The organism is Arenibacter troitsensis (assembly GCF_900177645.1).
Lineage (GTDB): Bacteria > Bacteroidota > Bacteroidia > Flavobacteriales > Flavobacteriaceae > Arenibacter > Arenibacter troitsensis.
On record NZ_FXAO01000004.1, the window covers coordinates 90189 to 112267 of the forward strand.

A 22079-nucleotide genomic window follows, 5' to 3' on the forward strand; every position below is an offset into this window, starting at 1 on the left:
ATCCCTCAAATGCCTACACATCGTCAAGCACTACCAAGGACACCATATCTATTTTATTACTTGAAACTTCCAACACCACAAACAGGAAATTACCGATCTTGATTTCGGAATCCTTTTCTGGAATCTCTCCGGTTTCATTAATGATTAAACCGCCCAATGTTTCGTACTCATCACTTTCCGGAAGCTCCAATTTATATTGCTCATTAATATAATCCACTTCCAGCCTCCCGGAAAACTTAAAGGAATTTTGATTTATCTGCTCCTCATACAAGTCGGTAGTATCATGTTCATCCTCTATATCCCCAAAAAGCACCTCCACAATATCCTCCACCGTCATTACCCCCGATGTACCACCATACTCATCCAGAACAACAGCGATACTCTTTCTTTTTTTGGTCAGAATATTAAGAATATCATTGATAAGCATTGTTTCTGGAACAAACTCTACGGGCAGTAGGATACTCTTTATGGTTTTGGGTTTCTTAAAAAGCTCATAGGAATGTACATAACCAATAATGTTGTCTATGGTATCCTTGAATACCAATATTTTGGAATAACCCGTTTCGGTAAAAAGCTTTGCCAAATTTTTAGGCGTCTCATGAAGTTCCACCGCTGCAATTTCCGTTCTGGGTACCATTACCTCCCTGGCCTTGACCCCTGAGAACTCCAGGGCATTTTGAAAAATTTGTATTTCCGAATCTACCTCATCCTCCTTTTCCACAGCCTCCATTTGTTCGGTGATATAGTCCCCTAATTCAATCTTGCTAAAGGCCAATTGCACCTCATCCCCATCAGTCTTAAAAAGTGCCTTTAAAATTATATCTGAAATCCAAATAACGAAATCAGATATTACAGAAAACAAGACGTAGAAAACATAGGCCGGTATGGCCAATAACCTCAGCATAGTGTTGCTGTATATCTGAAATAACACCTTGGGCAAAAATTCCGCTGTCAATAAAATAATCAAGGTAGATATGACCGTTTGGGTAACCAAGCTGAAATCGGTAAGCATTAAACTTAACAAGCTTCCTGGGGCCGCGTCGATTCCGGCAAACAGGCCCATCAGCAGGTCTCCCATAAAAAGTCCGTACACCACCAAGGCAATATTATTGCCAATAAGCATGGTGGCAATAAATTTGGAAGGTTTTTTGGTAAGGCGGGTCAGCACTTTTGGCAAAAACCCATCCTGCTTTTTTTCAATTTCTATATGAATTTTATTCGCAGAAATAAAGGCTATTTCCATCCCTGAGAAAAAAGCCGAAAACAGCAATGAAATTACAATGATAATGACAATAGATGCCTCCAAGATTATTGCTTATTGTTTTTTTGACGCTCTTCGAACCTTTTCCTATAGGTTTTTTTAAAAATGAACATCCCAATGGAAACAATTGCAAAGAAAACAAACAAATAGGCCCTTTGCCTATCTATGTTCCACTGTTCGTAAATCTCAAAAACGGACACTACGGCCACGGCCAAATAAAGGTATTCCGTATATCTTAATATCTTAATCATTCTTCTTTTCTTTAATACTCATATAACCGTAGGTCCTATTGGCGTTAAAAAAGCTAAAATCCCTATTAAAGTCCATTCCCTCACCATCCATAATGGTTCCTTCCTCCGGATTGGTATATTTAAATTTCTCTTGGGTAAAAATCCAATCATTGGTCCTATCCCAATATAATTGTGGTGCCTCCAACTTTTTACCATCACTGGATTGGATAACCACATTACCCTGCAAATCTATTAAATTAGTACTGGAATACATAATTCCATAATCTGCGGTAACCGTGCTTTTTTCTCCTTTTTCATCAAAAAACTCCAATTTGAGTCCATCCGGAAAAGTCCTGTAAGGAAAAACAATGTTGTCGAAATCGTTGCTGATAGGACTGCTCAACACAGCAACTACATGCGCAGTAACCACTCCCTCATTTTTTTCAAGTTCATCGGTCTCTGTATACGTTAAAGTGAAATCCTCCGCAACGGCACTTGGGAATATTTTTTTAATAGCCTCGTCACCAACCCTCTTATAATTATCCGCACAGGAATAAAAAAGCATTGCCATAGAAAAAACTATGGCAATGCTCCTAAAATTATATGAACCTTTTTTTTTCATCTTATAGGTTGGGCACTTTTACACTACCACCTACCCAACAAGAGAAACTTACGGTTTTACCGGCCATACCGGAATTGAATATATCTGTTTTGGACGGAGCCTTTGCCGAGTAACTAGCGGCTGCCTGACCTGCCCTACCACTTAAAGCCGGATCCACACGACCGGCCTGACGGGCCAAATCAGCGGCTTTCCAATAGATAGCCCTTTTCTCGAAAGGAGTACTACCACATTCATTGGCACTACCCGCATACAAACTGGCAATCAACAAGTAGGCCTTACCATTGGATGGGTTGGCATCGATAGCCTTTTGCGCATAACTCCTTGCCGTAGACTTACTACCTCTTCTGTAGCTTGTGGCTATTTTATAAGCGATATTGGATTTTTTCTTTGAATCGGTCTCCAACTCCAAAGCCTTGTTGAAATCCGCTATGGCACCACTGGTATCTCCAGCGTTATTTTTAAGGGCACCACCATACATGTAGGCACTTGCAGAAGGTTCCAAGGCCAATTGCACCTCAAATAATTTTTTGAACATTGGATCTTCAGTACACTCCTTACTATACATTCTACCTACCGCTCTCTTGATCCAAGTTATATCACTTTTTTTGGACTCAAAATTCTTTTCATATAAAGGAATTAAGTTTTCACAGTTAGCCAAAGCACCTAATTTGGTATCTATACTTTCTGCTATCTTACCATAGCTTTCAGAATAACTATTGTAAGAACTTAATTGTTTTTTCTCTTTTGAAGTCAAAGTTCCTGCATCTTCCTTGGGAAGAAGTTTAGTGATAACCTCTGTAAGCTTATCATTTTCCTCATCTATTTTTTCCGTGATGTTGTCGTATTTCTCAAATACTTCCTCCAAATCCTTTTTACCAGCACTGTTTAAATCTACCAAGCTGGAGAAATATAAATACAAGGCCTTAGGATTTTTAAAATTAGCCCTATCCTCTGTAAAAGCCTTGTCTAATTGAGAGTAGATTTCCTCATCGGTAATCATTTTCTCATCATATTTCAACAATACCTTATCTATGATGGTCTCCGCAACATCTGTCTTTGCAGGAAAGTATTTCATCCTATTATCATAAAGCTCCATTAAGGCATTAATATTGGCCGTTTTATCTGCCCCGGTAGCTTTCTCAAGCCTATCCTTTAGAATCCGCTCACCATATAATATATTGGCCCAATTTAAGGTAGGACAATTTTCATATACCATTTTCCATGGCGTATAAGCAGCCTCATAATTCTTAACTTTCACATGCTCTGTGTAAATGGAAAGATTGGTCATACACTCCGGGTTTTGAGCTTGGGAATGCCCTAAACCCACAAATCCCATGGCGGCTATCGCTGTGATGTAGAGTTTCTTTTTCATCTGTCTGTTTATTTTAAGGTGGTTAAAGTAATAATTTTTAATTAATTTTTCTCGGTATGAACCATTTATCGTTTAAAGATAGGCCCACATTAACTTTGAAATAACTTTCCTCTACTAAATCCCCATATTTGGTTCCTCTTTTTCCAAGCTCAAAGCCGAGGTTAATATTTGAAAGACTGCGACTCATACTGCTCAGTGGTAAACCTATTCCAAAAGTTATGCCAAAATCATTAATCTCCTTATTATCTACCACAATTCCCGATTTGGAGGCCTTTACCCCTGCCCTGTAAGTAACCCTTTTTAAATAACTGGTAAAAGAGGTATAATCAGGGATATAATATCCTCCAAGCCTGTAGGTTTGCGCATTTTGATACTCCAAATTACTAGCGGGCGAAAGCTCGTTCTCGTAAGTGCTTAACTCCTGAAAACTGTACTCCGCCCCTAAAAACCACTTTTTATCTTGACCATAACCCACTCCCAATGTAGCGGTCGTAGGAATCTGCACCCCTGTACGCGCCAATCCCTGTGCTTCCAAATCCACTTCCGTTACTTCAATATCCCTACCACTAACGGTGGAAAAAGATCCAATGGTCCTGGTATTTTCAGAGACCAGATTGGCCTGGGTATTTACAACAATGCTGGTAAAAAGAGTATGTTTGTCGGTAATGGCTGGTGTAAAACTGGCTCCAAAATTAAAATCGAAGCCCTTAATTCTAGATTCCATCTTATTAAAAGAACCAAACTGCACGTCTTCAATAGTCTGGTAAGTATTTGTATTCTGGTTCCCGAAATTAAAGTTACCGGTAACCCCTAAACTTAAGTTTTTAACAAGCTCATAGCCCAAAGAGATATAAACCCTGTTCAACCCTCCTTCTCCACTAAAGGATTCGGTTATCAGTCCTTGATCGGTTGTTCTTTCGGATAGAAAATTGTACCCAACGGAGGAATATGGCATAAGACCAAAACCAAGACCAAAACCTTTGCCCAAATTAAAACCTAAAGACAAGTAGTCCAAATTTGAAATGGAGGTATTTTCCTTGGAATCGTTGGTTACAAAGCGGTACTCCGTACGCGATAGTCCCGCTGTATAGGTCGTTAACCCTAATTTACTGTAAGCCGCGGGGTTATTAAGGTTGATGTGTATACTATCCGTATATACACTCAACCCACCCATCATTTGATTCTCCACGGTGCCGGTAGCCTTTAAATCCCCAACACCAAAATAAGAATAAGGGGAAGCTGTACTATTCTGAGCATATATGCTTACCGAAGTTACGCATAAAATTGCAATAATAAAATTTTTGATCATCTAGCGCTTGTTGTATTCTAACAAATGGTATAACCCCAACAGGAGAAATTTAGAATGCGCAAATATGGTATTTTTTAATCGTTTTGACAAAAATTGAGCATCACCTCCTGTTAAAATAACTGTTAAATCGACAAATCTACTTCTATATTGCTCAATAGTGCCGTCAATTTCATTGCAAATACCGTTGATAACACCACTATGCATGCTCGTTTCGGTAGTGTTTCCAATAAAGTCCATTATGCCCTTTTTTTTCAATAGCGGCAGCTTGGATGTATGTTCGTGCATAGCTTTGTACCGCATACCTATACCCGGTGAAATGGCCCCTCCCAAATATTCCCCATAGTCGTTAATGGCATCGTAGGTTACACAGGTTCCCGCATCTATGACCAAGGTATTTCCTTTTGGGTTATGATAAAAGGCCGCAGTTGCCAGGGCAATTCTATCCACACCCAAGGTTTGGGGGGTGGCATAGGAATTCTTGAATGGGGTTTTGGAGGTGTGGCTCAGGACATGAACCTTACAGAAGACACACAACATGGCTATTTCCTCATGGCCAATCCCTCCTACATTGGAAACAATGGCATTTTGAATAAGAAAGTATTCGGAAAAAATAGATTTTACACTTTTTGAAAATTCTGCATTGGGAATTTTCCGATAGGAAATAATTTTACCATTATCGAAAACCGCCATTTTTATTAGGGTATTACCCACATCTACGATCAAATTCATACTGTAAAGATCAAAAAACTTAAAAAAACAAAAACCTTTTTCTTCATTTTTGTTTGTATATCCTAAATTTGAATTTATATTTGCACCCGCTTACAGCGTTTGGTGCCTTAGCTCAGTTGGTAGAGCAATGGACTGAAAATCCATGTGTCCCTGGTTCGATTCCTGGAGGCACCACCTCAAAAGCCCTTGATTTTCAAGGGCTTTTTTATTTTACCCTTTTTATAGCGTCCTTTTAACGCAAGGTTGCTGCAATTATAAAACCACTTTTTAGTTTGGGATTGGATTTTTATCCTAGCTAATTTTTACATTCCCAGTAGTTCTTTTATGCTTACTGTCTCCCAAATTATACCTTCATAGGCACTCTCCCGGCCACCTTCGTATAAGATACCAATATTTTTTTCATCCTTCAAGGTTAAATCGGAATAAGCTGAAGGACCTGGGAAAATTTGTTTAACAACGGGCCAAGATTTTCCGTCGTCCTTGCTTAGCCTAAGCGCCATATTAATTCTATTTTTAATATGGGCCGGGTTGGCGAAAAGGACATATACCTCGTCCTTTACCTCAAAGCGCAAGGTGCTGGCCTGACAAATAGGTTCTACCAAGGTTTCATGATGATGCATATCTTTCCAAGATTCACCCCCATCATCGCTATAGGCAAGCTGCCTACTGCTCATATTCCGATCATAATTGCGCATATTCAACATTAGACTATGATCTGAAAGTTCCACCACTTCACATTCGTTAACCTGATCTTGAGGGGAAGTTCCTCCCAACTTCCATGTACCCCCATGGTCATCGGAAAAAATGATATGGGAGTAATATTTTTTGGTCTCGGCCTCAATGTGGTCGCATGCAATAAGCAACCTACCTTTGTATTCCCCCTCTAGGATTTGGATACCAGAACCGGGCCCAGTGGCATACCACGTCCAATTGGGCAATTTTACATCAGAAGTTATTTCCTTTGGCCTACTCCAACTTTTACCATCATTGGTAGATTTCAATAGGAATACCCTTCTTGTATCCTCGCTTTTCTGGGCTATAATATCCGACTCGTGATCGGTTCCCAGATTCCATGTGGACAACAAAAAAATATCACCGGTAACTTCATCAACTACAGGGGAAGGATTTCCACAGGTATTACCTTCATCGTGCCAAAGTACTTCCAATTTACCCCAGGTCTTTCCACCATCCGTTGACCGTTTCATTACCAGATCTATATCTCCAGTATCACTACAGCCATTTTTTCTTCCCTCGGCAAAGGCCAACAAAGTGCCATTAATAGTTGTAACTACAGCCGGAATACGAAAACACTTATAATTATCATTACCACCTTCAAAAATAAAATTCAAGGCCTTTGAACCCTCCTGCTTCTCATTTGGAGCCTGGGAAATTGAGGGAGTTGCCCATAATATTAATACGAAAATTATTAAACATCTATTTTTTAAAGTGTTGGAATAAATCATTTGCTTCCTTCTTTTAGTTTCTTTAATAATTACAGGCATTATTTTTTTTCCAAAATCTGCCCCTTGGCCAACAAGACATCCTTTAATTTATTATAGTCCACATCTTGAACTACTGTATTTTCATCGATTGCCAGCACTGCGGCCGCTGCGGCCGATTGTCCCAAAATCATGAACACGGGCTCCATACGGATAGAACCAAAGGCGATATGGCTAGACGATAAACAAACCGGCACCAAAAGGTTTTTACAATCTTCCTTCTTTGAGACCAATGAACCGTACGAGATCGTATATGGACCATTGGTACTTACCCCTATATCCCCTTCGTTCTGTACAAACCCATCGGGCTTAACATAGCGTTGTACGTTATGCGAATCCATGGTATAGGAACCCATACCTATTGGTTTAGGGGTCGGACTTTTTTTCAACAGTTCATTTTCGGTCATTACGAAATCCCCTATCATCCGCCTTGCTTCCCTGACATAGATCTGGTGCGGCCAGTTGCCGTTATCCTTGAATTCATCCTTGGCCAGGCCCCATTTTTGCATTTCGGTCTGTATATCCTCAGGTATCCTAGGATCGTTGGCCACGAACCAAAGCAATCCTTTTTGGTAATTTTCGTGCTCCTTTATTATTTCCTTTCTTCTTTCGTAGCCTGCCTCCGGGTAATCATAGTTCATACCAATATTATCACTGCTCAAGGGACCGTGGTTGTTGGTGTCGGTTTTGTGGTTCGGTATGGCATCGAACTTCTCGAACCAATCCTTCCTTCCGGTTTCCAAGGACCTTGCCAATAATTCGTAGTTCATGGGGTCATAATCCTCAGGTTTAGGAAAGGGAATTCTATTATCTGGATAATTGCTCATACACAACCTAAAGCAATAGGCTTGGATCTTATTGTCGCCGCTGTGCCTTTCCCCAGGATCTTCTCCCGACACCCTTGGCAATAGACCACTGGAGGGGTCTCCTGGCACTACATAAGGGGATATATCCGCCTCGAACCAGTGCTTGTGGTGCAAAACCCCCGTTTGAACCCCGTTCCACTCCTCGCCATAAACCTCCTTGCCTTCACGTCCCACATGATAACTTACCCCTGCCGCGGCCATAAGGTCTCCTTCATAGGTGGCATCCAAGAACATTTTACCGGTATAGGTCTTTCCCGACAAGGTGGTAATCGAAACTATTTTTCCATCCTTCATTTCCACTCCCTTTTCCCTATCCAGCCATTCATCGCGGTCCACTCGGATCTGTTCCTCGGCCACCATATCCTCAAAGACCTTTTCGGCCACATGGGGCTCAAAGATCCACATGGTCCTATTCTCGCCGTCCATGGCAGGGGTCCCTTGCCCCTGGTTCCCATATTCTTCCTTTTTCTGCCAGTTCCATGCCTCACTGGTATTGTAATGTAGCCAGACCCTATGGTAAAATTCCCTTGCAAGTCCCCCAATAACGCTTTTGTCACCTGTATCCGTATAGCCCAAGCCTCCTGATGACAACCCGCCCAAATGGATGTCAGGGGATACCACTATTACGGATTTCCCAGAACGTTTTGCTTCCACTGCCGCCGAAATGGCCGCGGAAGTACCGCCATAGATAATGATATCGGCCGTAGCTACAGGCTTACTTTTTTCATTGGACAACCTACAGCCCGTAAATCCTAATATTACCAGAGCAAGGGTAAAATTTGTGATCCTACTTTTTAGCTTCATTATGTTGGGTATTGAAATCTAACCTCAATGAAAATTACAATCTATTTTAGCCTTTGTCCATCCTTAAGAAGTTGCTCCTTTAAATTAAGGTAAGGCACTTCCTGAACATTAACATTGGCATCTATGGCCAGCGCGGCCGCTGTGGCCGCGGATTGGCCCAGGACCATAAACACAGGCTCCATGCGGATAGACCCAAAGGCGATGTGCGTGGAACTTACGCAGACAGGGACAATAAGATTGGTGCATTCTTCCTTTTTGGGCACCAATGCCCCATAACTTATGGGATAGGGCTTAAAGCCATGGGCCTCCACATTGCCCTCGTTCTGGACATATCCATTGGCGTCCACGTATCGCTGCACATTATGGGAATCCATGCCATAGGCGGCCAGACCAACGCCATCATCGGCCACTTTTAAGGCCTCGCAATTGTGCTGGGTCATGACATAATCGCTTACCATCCTCCTTGCTTCACGGACATAGAGCTGTTGCTGCCAGCCATCGGCTCTTTCAAATTCATCCTTGGTAGTGCCCCATCTGGAGGCTTCCTCCCTTACTTCCTCGGGAATCCTTGGATGATTGGCCAGGGTCCACATCAGCCCCATTTGGTAGTTCCTATGCTCCTCGATGATCTTTTCCCTTTCCGCATAAGAAGCCTCGGGGTAGTCATAATTCCTGCCGATATAATCGGTAGAAAAGCCGAACTTGTTGTTCGTATCGGTTTTTCTATTGGGCATACTGGAATTGATCCATGGAACCAACGAATTGCCATAATGGTACATTTCCCCGACAGGCCCCTTTCTTGCTTCGTAATTGCGAAAGAGTAGTTCATAGTTGATCTCATCATAGTTTGAAGGCTTTTGGAAGGGTATGCGGTTTTCCGGGTGGTCCGTAAGGCACATCCTAAAACAATAGGCCTGTATCTTTTTATCGCCTTCACCTTCGAGTCCAGGCTTTTCATTGACATTTGGCAGAAGGCCACTTGTAGGATCTCCTTTTATCACATACGGATCTACCCCTGCAATAAAATTATGATGGTACGCATTTCTAGAAACCAAGCCTGTCAAGGATGTATTTATGTTATTGGCCTGTACCCCGTTCAAGGTTTCCCCATATTCCGCATTGCTTTCCCTGCCCACAGCATAGGAAACCCCGGCCGAGGCCATGAGGTCGCCTTCATAGGTGGCGTCCAAAAACACCTTCCCCTTAAAGGTCTTGCCGCTTTCCATGGTGATCGACTCTATTTTACCATCTACTTTTTCGACCCCCGATTTCCTGTTCAACCGTTCATCATAGACCATCTTTATTTTCTCCCTGTCCATCATGTCCTTATAGACCGCAAGGGCAGCTGAGGGCTCAAAGGTCCACATGGTTGGCTCTCCATCTTCCGTACGGGTTTGGCCCCCGTCCTTATAATCCGATTTTTTCTCCCATTTCCAATTCTGCGGATCATCGTAATATTTTTTGATGTTCTCATAGAATTCCCTGGAAATACCGCCAATGGCCTGTTTGTTGCCAATATCGGTCTGGCCCAGCCCCCCTGTGGTGAGTCCCCCTATGCGATTGGTAGGCTCTATGAGGACAACGGACTTGCCCATTCTACTGCTTTGCAGCGCTGCTGCAACCCCGGCGGAAGTGCCACCGTAAATCACAATATCGTACTTCTTGTTCTGGCCATTTGCCACTACGGTTACTAAGCCCAAAAACAACACTAGGAGTAACTTTGCAAAATATTTTTTTACGTTGAGCCTATGATAAGTTTTAATCATTTTTTCTTTGAAATTATTATATGTTACCTGTTTAATCTATAATTATTTTAATACGAATTTTAAAAAATCAGCGACCGATCCTGTGGCTCCAATGGCATAAAATTAACATCCAAGTATCCTCCGCTGGCATTATCATCTGTGACTATTTGTGGTTTTCCCTTTATGGATTCCACTGAAAAACGGTGTATATGACCTGTAAAAATCCCCAAGAGATTAGGAGCGGAAAACACCGCCTTATGAAAATCGAAGGTAGTTTTCGTATGTCCAGCTTCTGGCCACTTTAATCGTCCTTCCAGTTCAAAATTCCGATCAGAAGAAGCCCCCCAATCCGGATTTCCACATCCAAAACCAATGGACTTCCCTGGGGCATACATGGGTATATGCACCAATAGCACCAAGGGAACGTTGCTTGCAACCTGCTTTTTAAAAAAAACCAATTGATCTTCATTTATTTGATAGGTGGAATTGTCAATGGCCACGAATCGGATTCCCTTTACATCATAAAACGCCATTAGTGGATGCTTGCCCTGATACAGCGGGAGCAGTCTATTTGCAATCCATTTGTCCCTCAAATCTTCCAACGGGCCTTCCATTCCCTCATAATGCCAATCATGATTGCCCGCAATATAAATATATGGGATATTTATTTCTTTCAATTTGACTTGTACCCATTCGATGGCGGCTTCAGATGGAAAACTAAATATATCACCGATAAGGGTAATTAAATCCGCCTTGGATTCTTTGGCAAAATCCAAAGCCGCTTCGAAGGCCTGTTCCGGGTTGGTCAAATCCCCCGTTTTAAAGTGCCTGGTTTCATTGTAGGCCTTGGCCATACGCCCACTATACTTTCTAAATGGAACTCCCCGCTCATCATCCCTAAAGAGGTGTGTGTCGGCAATATGAACAATCTTTACCGGCTCTTTAATCGCCTCTGAAAAAAACTGAAGCCTATTTTCCTCTATAGTAACACAAAATTGAATTTCCTTTTCGGAGGAATTTGAAGCGGTTTCATTAGTTGAAAACTTGGTTAGTCCCAGCCCAAGGGATGCTGAAGCAGCATTTTTAAAAAATATTCGGCGTTTCATTTTTTATAATTTTATTTTTATACCATCCAGAAAAAGCTATTGCAATTGCCACAACCTGTATTTTATGGTTAAATTAACACAAATGACCATACCCCCAAATTTTGGAAGATTATAAAACTAAGTTCCCTGCGAGCTGCTTAAGGATTATCTCCGACAACTTTGCTTGAAATTTGGCGTTGCTATGACGCACCTTTGCATTGATATAATTTAATTGGGCGGTCCTAAATTCAATGGTAGGGATGATTCCTATTTTATATTTTTCAACAGTAATCTCCATATTCTCCTGTGCAATAGCCTCATTTTTTCCTTCCAATTCAATTAGACTTATATTGGTAAGGTAAGTTTGGTAGGTAGTGTTCAGCAAGGACATTAGTTCTTGTGTACGTTGGGCAATGGCCACTTCCGAATTTTCAATCTGAATCTTCGCTATTTTCTCATTTCGATTTTGATTAAACCCGTCAAAGACGTTTAGACTTGCACCAAAACCATAGTTCCATCCCCTTGAATTTGAATTGGTCGTAAAACCCAAACTGGATTCGGTGCGCCCAAAGTTATAACCTGTACTGGCAAAAATTGTGGGGTAACGCAATGCCCTGGTTTGTTTCAACTCCAGTTCACTGATCTTTTTGTTAATCTGTTCCGCCTGTAGACTAGGATTCTCTTTGCCCACCAGGGTTTCAAGTTCGGTCAATTGCAATGCTTGGTCCACAAAAATTTCGGGTACCACCTCAAAATCTATCTTCAGATCGCGTGCCAGGTACTCGTTCAATTGAACCTTGGTATTAACATACAACTCCTTTTGCCGCTGCATTAAAGTTTTATCCGTATTTAGGTCCACCTGGGCGTTAAGCACTTCCAATTTTGAGGCTTTTCCAATGGTAAAGCGGTTATAGGCCAGGTCCACCCTTTGTTCAGAGATAATAATGGTACTGTCCAAGGCCGTAAGCTGCTGTTTCTGCTGCACAAGATCAAAATAGGTAATCATAACCTCCCCTACCTTGTTAAGGATAACTTGTTTTAATTGTGCCTCTCCCAATTTTTGGGTTTCTTTTAACTGTTCATAATCAGCAAACATTTTTAAACCATCAAACAAGGTCCAATCCAAGGCAATCCCATAATTGAGACTATTGTTCCTGGCATTGTCCCTTTCTACCTTAGTCCCATCCGATCGGGTCTGACTTAAATTCTGGATGCTATTATTATCGGTTAGGCCGAGCGCTACTTGAGGTAGCATCCCTGCATTGCCCACACTTACGGAAACCTCATCTATTTGTAGCTCATTGGCCGCAATCTTTATCTGATAGTTGTTCTCCAAGGCAATTTGGACCGCTTCTTCTACCGTTAGTATTTCCTGTCCCGTTAGGAGCTTGGTGAAGCCAAAGAAAACAAACAGTATGACAGTGTAATTATAGTTATTCATTTTAATAGGATTCGAGGGCTTTAAACTCAGGATGTTGTTTTTTCTCCCTAGACCATAGGAAATACAATGCCGGAATAACGAATAAAGTGAGTACCAATGAGAACATGGTCCCCCCAATAATTACGACCCCCATACCTATACGGCTGGTGGAGGCCGCACCTAAGGACAAGGCTATGGGCAAAGCTCCCAAGGCTATGGTTAGACTGGTCATAAGAATGGGCCTTAATCTGGATTCCGATGCTTTTAAAACGGCCTCCAATTTAGACATCCCTTCCTCCCTAAGTTGATTGGCAAATTCCACTATTAAAATACCATTCTTGGTAACCAGTCCAATGAGCATTATGGTACCTATTTGGCTAAAGATATTCCAGGTCTGGCCAAAAAGCCATAAGGAAAACATAGCGCCGGCAACGGCCATGGGTACTGTAAGAATTATAATTATTGGATCTATGAAACTTTCAAATTGGGCTGCCAATATCAGAAATATAAGAAGTAGGGCAAGGCCAAACGCAAACAAGGTATTGGAACTGCTCTCCACAAAATCCCGGGATTCCCCTCCCAAATCCGTTGTAAAGCTTTCATCAAGTACTTTTTCCTTAATTTCCTCCATAGCGGCTATTCCGTCACTAAGGCTCTTCCCCGGAGCCAGATTTGCGAAAACCGTGGCCGAGGTATACCTATTGTTGTGAAACAATTGGGGGGGACTACTATGTTCGGATGTAGAAACGAGATTGTCCAATTGAATGAGGAGACCATCGTTATTCTTTACAAATATGGAAGTAAGATCCAAAGGCGCATCCCTGTCCTTTTTATCAAATTGGCCAATAACCTGATATTGCTTACCATTCATTAAAAAATACCCAAAACGTTGCCCACTGAGGGATAATTGCAAGGTTTGCGCCACGTCCAATACAGAAACCCCCAAACTTTCCGCCTTTTCCCTATTTATGGTTACATAGAGTTCTGGTTTATCAAATTTCAGGTTTACGTCGGTAAAGGAAAAAGTTTCATTATTTTCGGCCTCCTGCATAAATTCAGGAATTTTTTCCTTCAGCTTTTGAAAATTCTGCGCCTGTATAATATATTGTATTGGCGCTCCTCCACGGCGATTTACCGCGATTGTTGGACGTTCGGATACATTGGATTTTCCGCCCACATAAGATTTTGCCCATCTTCCAAGATCTTCTGCAATTTCCTTTTGGGACCGCTCCCTTTCATGGGGTTCTACCAGCGCAATATTTGCCCGACCACTGTTCACCGAAGAAGTGGTACCGAAGCCTGGGGAGGTAAGTACCAAACTTACCTTTTTTTCCGGGATAGAATCGTTGATCAAATTTGTAATATCATCCATTAAACGATCCATATATTCATAGGAAGAACCTTCCGGGGCCGTAACGCTCAAGCGTATAAAACTACGATCGTCATAGGGTGCCGTTTCCTTTTGAAGCAGACCGTAAAAAAGGGCAATAAGCCCTATACATGCCAGTAATATTGGGAAACTCATCCATTTTCTTCTCATAAAAGCGCCTAATGCACTGGCATAGGATTGATTCATTTTCACAAAATAGCGCTCCGTGAAATTATAAAATTTGGAATGGCTCTGCTTTCCTGGCTTAATTAGATAAGCGTTTAGCATTGGGGTCAAGGTGAGCGAGACAAAAGCCGACACCAATACCGCCGAACCCAGGACGACGCCAAATTCCCTAAACAACCGGCCCACAAAACCCTCTAGGAATATAACAGGGAGAAAAACCGCCGCAAGGGTAATGGATATAGATATCACCGCAAAGAAAATCTCGTTGGAACCCTTTATCGCGGCCTCGATCGGGCTCATCCCGGCCTCCACCTTTCTATAGATATTTTCGGTGACTACAATTCCATCATCCACAACAAGTCCCGTTGCCAGAACAATGGCCAAAAGGGTAAGGACATTGATAGAAAACCCGAACAACCACATTATGAAGAATGTGGCTATTAAAGATACCGGTATATCTATCAACGGACGCATGGCCATTGACCAATTTCTAAAAAACAGATATATGACCAATATTACCAGGATAATGGATATCAACAAAGTTTCCGCAACTTCCGTAACGGCCTTTCTAACAAAAACGGTATCATCTATTACAATGTTTAATTTAAACCCTTCGGGCAGGTCCTTCTTCAGCTTTTCATACTCCAGATAGAATTTATCCGCAATTTCCAAATAATTAGTGCCAGGTTGCGGTATAACGGCAATAGCGACCATAGGCTGACCGGAATCGCTCATCTTGGTCTCCATATTCTCCCCTTCCAAAGAAGCCTTGCCAATATCACTTAGGCGCACCAATTTTTCACCATCGGCCCTGATTATAATATTATTAAAGCCTTCCTCGGAATCAAGGTTACCAATGGTCTTAACCGTAATTTCGGTATTATCACCCGTTAATTTCCCCGAAGGCAACTCCACATTCTGTGCCAACAGCGCACTACGCACTTCTGCCACGGTCAATCCATAGGATGCCAATTTGAAAGGGTCTATCCACAAGCGCATGGCATACCTCCGTTGCCCCCATATTTGAACGCTACTTACTCCGGGGATGGTCTCTATTCTTTGGGATATCACATTTTCGGCATAATCCGAAAGCTCCAGAATATTTTTACTATCGCTCTGTATGGTCATGGAAAGTATCCTATCCGCATCGGCATCGGATTTTGAGACTACCGGAGGGGCATCAAGATCATCGGGCAGACTTCTTACCGCCTGTGACACCTTATCACGGACATCGTTGGCTGCATCCTCTAAATTTTTATCGAGATTAAACTCTATACTAATGGAACTGGATCCTTGTATACTGGAAGAAGTTATGTTCCTAATACCATCGATGGAATTTATGGCCTTCTCCAAGGGTTCCGTAATCTGGGATTCAATAATATCTGCATTGGCCCCCGAGTAATTGGTACGTACCGAAACTTGGGCGGGATCTATGGACGGAAATTCACGAACTCCCAAATAGGAAAAGCCGATAATCCCGAATAAAATGATGACCAAATTCATTACAATAGTAAGTACCGGACGTTTAATACTTAATGTAGATAGGCTCATTGTTCCGCAGTAATAGATTCAGTTTCCTTTAGTAACACCTTTACAGGAGTACCGTCCTTTAAGGCCATTACTCCATAAGTAAGTACAGTATCCCCAACCTTTAATCCTGAAACAATCCGTACGGAGCTTCCGGTACGAGCACCAATTTCCACATCTATCTCCTTGGCCTTGCCGTTCTCAACGATAAAAATTTTCTTACCATTCTGAACAGGAATCAAAGATTCACTGGGTACCAATAAGGCATCGTTGACCGTTTCCAAGGGCAATATTACATTGGCAAAAGCACCAGGAAATAGTTTGCCCCCGGGGTTCTCGGCCGTAGCCCTCATTTTTAGGGTCCTAGTGGCAACCTCCACCTCTGGTTCAATTGCATATATCTTTGCACTGTATTCCTCCTTGGAATCGGCTGTGGTAAAAGTAAAGGATGTACCTACTTTAATCTGGGTGGCATATTTCTCGGGAATTGAAAAAGTAATCTTTAGTTGATCTGTATTCACCAATTTGGCCACGGGCGTAGCCGGACTAACATAGGTCCCTTTTGAAATGGAGCGAAGTCCTATAATGCCAGAAAATGGAGCACGTACAGTTGCCTTTGACAATTGAGCGGCTATTAATTCGGATTCTGCACTGGCCGATTGAAAATCGGCGCTAGCAATATCATATTCCTCTTGACTGATGGCTTGCTTTTCCAATAGTAATTTTGCCCTCCTTTCATTTTCGGACGCCAACTTCTGGGCGGTCCTTACTTTGGACAATTGTGCTTGTAACTCAATATCGTTCACCTTGAACAACACCTGGCCCTGGGCTACCTTGCTCCCCTCGTCGAAATTTATACTTTCCACCACGCCAGATACCTCACTTCGTATCTCTATTTGCTCGTTTGCCTCTAGCGTACCGGACAGGGAAATATTATCATTAAACTGTTGGGGACCAAGAACCATTCCCGAAACCATAGGGACCGTACCGCTGCCGACAGAACTTCCCGGTTTGACACCTTGATTATTACGCATAATACGATAGGTTACCAAACCTCCCAATCCAATCAGCAATAAAGTATAAACAATGTATTTTATTTTCATAATTTCTGGAGATAGGATCCTATACTAAAAGCATTAACAAGACACTAACAAATCTAATTCTTATGACCTATTTTTAAGAATAGTTAAACTTTATTTAACATTGATTAACATAAAACCAAATTTTTAACCCAGATGTTTAGGATAAAACCAAAAAACCACAAGGTTTCTTAAAGATTTTTAGTCAGACGCAACCCCAATTTAGAAAATAGTAAGCATTAGAAAGGTTGGCAAGGAATGAATTTGATTGCTCCTGCCCAGAATTACAGCTGTGGAATCTTATTTATTCCTAGGTCTTTAGGGAAGCCTAACTTGCCTATTATTGTTATCAAATGAATTTTATGGTGTAAGTATAAATGTATCCAATTCCAATTCCGTATCTCCTTGATTGGACATCATCAAATTCCGTTAAAATTGAATGGGATCGATTTGGAAAGTCATTACAAATTGATATTGAAATCCAGTTTGAATTACCGAGAGCCATTTTTAAATTTCACTTCAGACCTATTGTAATAATCAAAAATCAATAATTTATCCAATTTTGGACCTATTGTGATGCCTTCTGAAGCACAGGGAGCCCTAATCTTCTACTATAATAATTGGACATTGTGATTCTAAGTAAGAAAAATGTCAAAACTGATCTATGTCATATGAATTCTAGTAAATACGCAATAAATTAAGTTTTAAAATACTGTGTCATGGAACCCAAAAAAAATCCTAGGGCAGATTTAAACAAAAAAAGTGGCCTTTTCTTTGTAATGGGCCTAGTTATAGTACTATTTGTAGTATGGAGGGCGTTGGAACTAAAAACGTATCCCAAAGCAAATACAGCCACAGAGCAGTTGACGGTAACAGATTATTTGGAAGAAAAAGTACCGGTTACCGAAGCATTGAATGTTCCCCCACCACCCCCTCCCCCAGCGGCTCCCGAAGTAATAGAGATTGTTGAGGATGTGGTCGAAATAGAGGAAACGGTGATTCAAAGTACAGAAATAAATCAGGAAACAGTAGTGGAACAGGCTCCTTTAAAGGTTGAGGACATAACAGTGGTGGAAGAAGAAGAGGAAGATGTTGAAGTGCCTTTTGCCATAATCGAAAATGTTCCCGTTTTTCCAGGTTGCAAGGAAACCTCTAACGAAGCCCAGAAAGCTTGTTTTCAGAAAAAAATCCAAGAGCACATCATGAAACAATTTACCTATCCCGATGTGGCCGTGGAATTGGGCATTGAAGGCAAGGTATATGTACAATTTATTATTGACAATACCGGTACCATAACCAATATTAGAACAAGGGGTCCGGACAAGTTATTGGAAAAGGAAGCCCACCGGATCATTGCGGCATTACCTCAAATGACGCCCGGAAAGCAAAGGGGAAGGGCCGTAAAGGTTCCCTATACCATCCCAATAACATTTAGGTTACAATAAAGCAATCCACTCCTTTCGAAATCCATTTTACCAAGAACTATAGACCTAAGATTTAGCCTTTTTATAACTGATTAATTGTTGAGGGCCGTCCAGTAATATTCTAACAATCTGTAAGGTGCCATCATCCTTTGTAGCTATCTCCCATTTTATGAGGGCAATGGTTCCCTTCTGTATTTCAATCCCCGTAATACTCCGCGGGTGAACACAACTACCATCGTTAAAAAAAGGTATTTCGCCCGGAGAAGGAAAGCGTGGCCTATGGGTATGGCCAACTATCGTCAGCAATTCATTGTTGGCCAAAATCCATTTTTTTATGCGTCTTTCAATCTTGATAAGCTCCTTATAATTTTTGGCCGGACTTGTAGGATCGGCAATACCCCATACCTGTAGGGGTTTCCATAGAACACGTACCAAGAACCTGCCCCAGCGCCAAAAGGTATAGTTCCACCAGTCCGCTTGGTGCCCATGGGTCAAAAACAACTCTTGACCACTGTTGTTATGTTTTAAAACTATGGCTTCGTGATAAGTAATATCCTCGAACAATTCTTTGTTGCAATCGTCAATAGGCTCAAAATAGGATGACAAATTCTTTTTCACATACATTGGGTCTTTATAAACCATGTCATGATTTCCCCAAATCATATGGAGTCTTTTCTCCAGGTGAAATTGCTTTAAAAGTTTATATACGTTCTTATGCGCCGTAAATATGGAGTCAAAGTTGAGATTCTCCCATAGTTCATCACCGTCGCCCAATTCACAGTAGGTAAATCCCTCGTTAAAGTAGTGCCTTAGGGCATGAAAATAAATATTGCGATTATTTGCAAATTCGTCGGCAAAACTACTATCTCCTCTATGGCAGTCACTAAATAGTATAATTTTGGAGCTGTCGTCAAAGGGCAGGATCTTGGCATTTTTATAGGCCCTGGACAATCTGGCAGATGAGGTCATTGGTTTTGGGTCAAAAGTTAATACTTTTTAATGGAAGACTTTGAGGTTTATTAGGTATGTTCTAAAAAAATATGGACATATAATATGCCCAAACAACAGACATTCGTTATATAAACCTAGATCAAGTTTATGGCAATTTGGACACTTTGGGGAAAGAAAGCAATTTCTTTTGTAATTTTACGGTCCAAATTTGGACTAAGGGTAAAATGAAGGGATTATCTGAGAAAATATCACCACTGGAACACCATATAAGCTTTAATAAGTTATTAGAGCAGTATGATGAAATGGCGGATAGCGATGATTCGTTTTTGGCCACCAAGGCAAGGTATATTTTGAATGCCCAAGCACCATTTCCGGAATTGAGGGAAGGCTTCAATGATATTACATTGTTGGAAAAACATAAGGATGTAATTCAAATTATTTTGCAGGATTTATTTTCAACTGTCCTTACCCATAATGAAATAAAAACGGCTACCTCACCCTACACGGACATTATATTTAACTTCAGTAAGCGCTTTGAAAAAATTTTGGAAGCTGCCGGACCGGATTATCGTCCACAAATCAGGAATCAAGAAGGAGAGGTGAACTATATCATGGCCTGTGTGGTCATACTCAACTTTTATTACGGATTTAATTTAGATTTTAAAAGACCCTTTTTTTACGATATTCCAGATGCCAATGGAGTAATGAGGCATTACCGTATTTTGTACAATGCCGATTTCATGGAAATCATACCCAATGGAACCCCACTGGAAATTACCCAGGAAGACGTAAACAAGTTATTGGAAAATATAGATAATGTAGAGCTTTGGAAACAAAAGATACCGCCCAAAAGTTTTATCAGCAAGGGTTTTGTAATTTCCAACATGTTCGATGTTACCGCAGAACATTCCATCTCCGAAATAAAATCCAACCTTATCATTAACGATAAAACCGGGGGCAATTTTATTAAGGGTGTGGAAGAAACCTTTAAATCTTTATTTGGGTTGCCAAATTTGCGTATTGGATTCTCCGTGTACAATTCCAAAGATGAGCAATTTGAGAGGGTTTCCATAAACGGAGTAAATAGTTTTATTTTACAGAAGAAACAAGTGGAGACTTGTAACGAGGCCCTTTGCAAGGCTTCATACAGTAAGCTGATAGATCAAAACCACTACTTTGTAATAAGCGATGTGGACAAGTACTACAAGCTTTCAAATGGTATGGCACCATATAAGGTTTTGCACGATCAAAAAATAAAAAGTGCCCTTTTGGCTCCCATTGCTAAAGACGGACAATTACTGGGGGTATTGGAACTAGTCTCCGATAAGGCAAATGATCTCAATAGCGTGAATGCAACAAAATTGGATGATGTAGTTCCCTTTATTGTTTCTGCTGTATTGCGCTCTATACAAGAAGAGGAGAATTTGATAGATGCGGTTATTCAAAACGAATGTACCTCTGTGCACCCTTCCGTATACTGGAAGTTCAAGGAAGAGGCAAAGCGCTTTATTTTGGATGATATGGAAGGTTTACAACCCTCTTTCCGCGAAATTGTTTTTGATGAGGTATATCCGTTGTACGGACAGGTAGATATCCAAAATTCCTCCCAGGAAAGAAATATGGCCATTCAAAGGGATCTCATGATCCAGTTGTCCGAAATTAGACAAATAATGACCGAGGTTTGGCAGAAGTACGGCTTACCCATATACGAAGAACTTATATTCCGGGTAGATAACCACCTTGATGAAATCAAAGAGGTACTGCATACCAATAGCGAACAGGCTATTTTCGACTTTGTACAGGAAGAAATAAACCCGGTATTTGAACATATCAAAAAATCCGATACCCACATTCAAAATCTATTGCTTTCCTATGTAGCCAAAATAGATAAGGTAACAGGTTCGTACTATGATCACAGAAAAAATTACGATCAGAGCGTAATGTTGATCAACAAAAAGTTGGCATCGGTACTCGACAGCAAACAGGAGGAGGCACAACAAATGTATCCCCACTATTTTGAGCGTTACAAGACCGATGGTGTGGAGCACAATATGTACATTGGGGATTCCATAACAGGAACAAGGGCCTTTGACCTACTTTATCTCAACAACCTTAGGTTGTGGCAGTTACAGGTAATCTGCGAAATGGAAAATAAGCATTATGACCTGAAATCCAAGCTGCAGGTACAGTTAAACGTGGCATCGCTTATTTTGGTCTATAACGGCTCTTTATCCATTCGTTTTAGGATGGATGAAAAAAGATTTGACGTAGACGGTACCTATAATGCCAGGTATGAGATTATTAAAAAACGAATTGATAAGTCCTACATTAAAGGCACCAATGAAAGATTGACCCAAGCCGGTAAAATAGCCATTGTCTATTCACATAAAAAGGATGAGCTGGAATACCTCCGATATATTAAGTTCCTAAGATCTAAAGGTTATTTCAGCGGCAAAGTAGAAATTGTTGAATTGGAAGGGCTTCAAGGGGTTTCCGGATTAAAGGCCATTAGGGCTTCCATTCTATACAAATCCCCTAAGGAAAAAGACAAAACATATACCTACGAGGACTTAATGCTGGAATTGAAAAAATAACATTTTT

General features: G+C 41.2%; 16 protein-coding genes and 1 tRNA gene. 3 read left to right on the top strand and 14 right to left on the bottom strand.

What is annotated here, in order from left to right:
- Positions 1-13 precede the first annotated feature (13 nt).
- The 6 genes from B9Y87_RS09990 to B9Y87_RS10015 are packed head-to-tail and all read right to left on the bottom strand — an operon-like array spanning position 14 to position 5523.
- Positions 14-1309: a hemolysin family protein gene (locus B9Y87_RS09990; protein WP_085498659.1), complete on the bottom strand. Its 1296-nt coding sequence runs from the start codon at positions 1307-1309 to the stop codon at positions 14-16.
- The gene (locus tag B9Y87_RS09995; RefSeq protein ID WP_085498662.1) at positions 1309-1512 is read right to left on the bottom strand and encodes a hypothetical protein; all 204 of its coding nucleotides are present in this window, start codon (positions 1510-1512) and stop codon (positions 1309-1311) included. Before B9Y87_RS09995 ends, B9Y87_RS09990 begins: the two co-directional genes overlap by 1 nt.
- The gene (gene lptC / locus B9Y87_RS10000; protein ID WP_085498664.1) at positions 1505-2113 is read right to left on the bottom strand and encodes an LPS export ABC transporter periplasmic protein LptC; all 609 of its coding nucleotides are present in this window, start codon (positions 2111-2113) and stop codon (positions 1505-1507) included. The genes B9Y87_RS09995 and lptC overlap by 8 nt, the downstream gene beginning before the upstream one ends.
- 1 nt (position 2114) lies before the next feature.
- Positions 2115-3485: a tetratricopeptide repeat protein gene (locus B9Y87_RS10005; RefSeq protein WP_085498667.1), complete on the bottom strand. Its 1371-nt coding sequence runs from the start codon at positions 3483-3485 to the stop codon at positions 2115-2117.
- A gap of 37 nt (positions 3486-3522) precedes the next feature.
- Complete coding sequence (locus B9Y87_RS10010; RefSeq protein WP_085498669.1) at positions 3523-4794, bottom strand: BamG family beta-barrel-assembly machinery protein; 1272 nt, start codon at positions 4792-4794, stop codon at positions 3523-3525.
- Positions 4795-5523 carry a type III pantothenate kinase gene (locus B9Y87_RS10015; RefSeq protein ID WP_085498671.1) on the bottom strand — a complete coding sequence of 243 codons (729 nt, stop codon included), beginning with the start codon at positions 5521-5523 and terminating at the stop codon, positions 4795-4797.
- A gap of 101 nt (positions 5524-5624) precedes the next feature.
- Between B9Y87_RS10015 and B9Y87_RS10020 the strand changes: the two genes are divergently transcribed.
- Positions 5625-5697 (top strand) — tRNA-Phe (locus tag B9Y87_RS10020).
- Between the two features lie 128 nt (positions 5698-5825).
- Here B9Y87_RS10020 and B9Y87_RS10025 read toward each other — a convergent pair.
- From B9Y87_RS10025 to B9Y87_RS10055, 7 genes are all read right to left on the bottom strand, one after another.
- A complete protein-coding gene (locus tag B9Y87_RS10025; RefSeq protein WP_176225620.1) occupies positions 5826-6986 on the bottom strand; it encodes a sialidase family protein in 1161 nt (386 codons plus the stop codon).
- Between the two features lie 38 nt (positions 6987-7024).
- Positions 7025-8692, bottom strand: coding sequence for an FAD-dependent oxidoreductase (locus B9Y87_RS10030; protein WP_085498675.1), 1668 nt, complete (start codon positions 8690-8692; stop codon positions 7025-7027).
- A 41-nt stretch (positions 8693-8733) separates the two neighbouring features.
- A complete protein-coding gene (locus B9Y87_RS10035; RefSeq protein WP_085498677.1) occupies positions 8734-10458 on the bottom strand; it encodes an FAD-dependent oxidoreductase in 1725 nt (574 codons plus the stop codon).
- Positions 10459-10517: 59 nt separating this feature from the next.
- Positions 10518-11543 carry a metallophosphoesterase family protein gene (locus B9Y87_RS10040; protein WP_085498679.1) on the bottom strand — a complete coding sequence of 342 codons (1026 nt, stop codon included), beginning with the start codon at positions 11541-11543 and terminating at the stop codon, positions 10518-10520.
- 109 nt (positions 11544-11652) lie between these two features.
- Positions 11653-12963, bottom strand: a complete 1311-nt coding sequence (locus B9Y87_RS10045; RefSeq protein WP_085498681.1) for a TolC family protein — start codon at positions 12961-12963, stop codon at positions 11653-11655.
- A 1-nt stretch (position 12964) separates the two neighbouring features.
- On the bottom strand, positions 12965-16048 hold the full coding sequence (locus B9Y87_RS10050) for an efflux RND transporter permease subunit (RefSeq protein WP_085498682.1): 3084 nt from the start codon (positions 16046-16048) through the stop codon (positions 12965-12967).
- A complete protein-coding gene (locus tag B9Y87_RS10055) occupies positions 16045-17127 on the bottom strand; it encodes an efflux RND transporter periplasmic adaptor subunit (protein WP_085498684.1) in 1083 nt (360 codons plus the stop codon). Before B9Y87_RS10055 ends, B9Y87_RS10050 begins: the two co-directional genes overlap by 4 nt.
- Before the next feature lie 695 nt (positions 17128-17822).
- Between B9Y87_RS10055 and B9Y87_RS10060 the strand changes: the two genes are divergently transcribed.
- On the top strand, positions 17823-18548 hold the full coding sequence (locus B9Y87_RS10060) for an energy transducer TonB (RefSeq protein ID WP_085498686.1): 726 nt from the start codon (positions 17823-17825) through the stop codon (positions 18546-18548).
- 45 nt (positions 18549-18593) lie between these two features.
- Here the strand turns inward: B9Y87_RS10060 and B9Y87_RS10065 are convergent, their stop codons facing one another.
- Entirely contained in the window at positions 18594-19496 is a 903-nt protein-coding gene (locus B9Y87_RS10065) for a metallophosphoesterase (RefSeq protein WP_085498687.1), read from the bottom strand.
- A 206-nt stretch (positions 19497-19702) separates the two neighbouring features.
- On the opposite strand from B9Y87_RS10065, the gene B9Y87_RS10070 reads away from it, so the two are divergent.
- Positions 19703-22072 carry a GAF domain-containing protein gene (locus tag B9Y87_RS10070; protein ID WP_085499234.1) on the top strand — a complete coding sequence of 790 codons (2370 nt, stop codon included), beginning with the start codon at positions 19703-19705 and terminating at the stop codon, positions 22070-22072.
- The last annotated feature ends 7 nt before the right edge of the window (positions 22073-22079 follow it).

What these genes read in the sequence shown, in the direction of transcription:
- B9Y87_RS10035 (WP_085498677.1), bottom strand. Translation starts at nt 10,458, where the DNA reads ATGATTAAAACTTATCATAGGCTCAACGTAAAAAAATATTTTGCAAAG.
- lptC (WP_085498664.1), bottom strand. Translation starts at nt 2,113, where the DNA reads ATGAAAAAAAAAGGTTCATATAATTTTAGGAGCATTGCCATAGTTTTT.
- B9Y87_RS10030 (WP_085498675.1), bottom strand. Translation starts at nt 8,692, where the DNA reads ATGAAGCTAAAAAGTAGGATCACAAATTTTACCCTTGCTCTGGTAATA.
- B9Y87_RS10040 (WP_085498679.1), bottom strand. Translation starts at nt 11,543, where the DNA reads ATGAAACGCCGAATATTTTTTAAAAATGCTGCTTCAGCATCCCTTGGG.
- B9Y87_RS10055 (WP_085498684.1), bottom strand. Translation starts at nt 17,127, where the DNA reads ATGAAAATAAAATACATTGTTTATACTTTATTGCTGATTGGATTGGGA.
- B9Y87_RS10010 (WP_085498669.1), bottom strand. Translation starts at nt 4,794, where the DNA reads ATGATCAAAAATTTTATTATTGCAATTTTATGCGTAACTTCGGTAAGC.
- B9Y87_RS10025 (WP_176225620.1), bottom strand. Translation starts at nt 6,986, where the DNA reads ATGATTTATTCCAACACTTTAAAAAATAGATGTTTAATAATTTTCGTA.
- B9Y87_RS10015 (WP_085498671.1), bottom strand. Translation starts at nt 5,523, where the DNA reads ATGAATTTGATCGTAGATGTGGGTAATACCCTAATAAAAATGGCGGTT.
- B9Y87_RS09995 (WP_085498662.1), bottom strand. Translation starts at nt 1,512, where the DNA reads ATGATTAAGATATTAAGATATACGGAATACCTTTATTTGGCCGTGGCC.
- B9Y87_RS10070 (WP_085499234.1), top strand. Translation starts at nt 19,703, where the DNA reads ATGAAGGGATTATCTGAGAAAATATCACCACTGGAACACCATATAAGC.
- B9Y87_RS10060 (WP_085498686.1), top strand. Translation starts at nt 17,823, where the DNA reads ATGGAACCCAAAAAAAATCCTAGGGCAGATTTAAACAAAAAAAGTGGC.
- B9Y87_RS10065 (WP_085498687.1), bottom strand. Translation starts at nt 19,496, where the DNA reads ATGACCTCATCTGCCAGATTGTCCAGGGCCTATAAAAATGCCAAGATC.
- B9Y87_RS10045 (WP_085498681.1), bottom strand. Translation starts at nt 12,963, where the DNA reads ATGAATAACTATAATTACACTGTCATACTGTTTGTTTTCTTTGGCTTC.
- B9Y87_RS10005 (WP_085498667.1), bottom strand. Translation starts at nt 3,485, where the DNA reads ATGAAAAAGAAACTCTACATCACAGCGATAGCCGCCATGGGATTTGTG.
- B9Y87_RS10050 (WP_085498682.1), bottom strand. Translation starts at nt 16,048, where the DNA reads ATGAGCCTATCTACATTAAGTATTAAACGTCCGGTACTTACTATTGTA.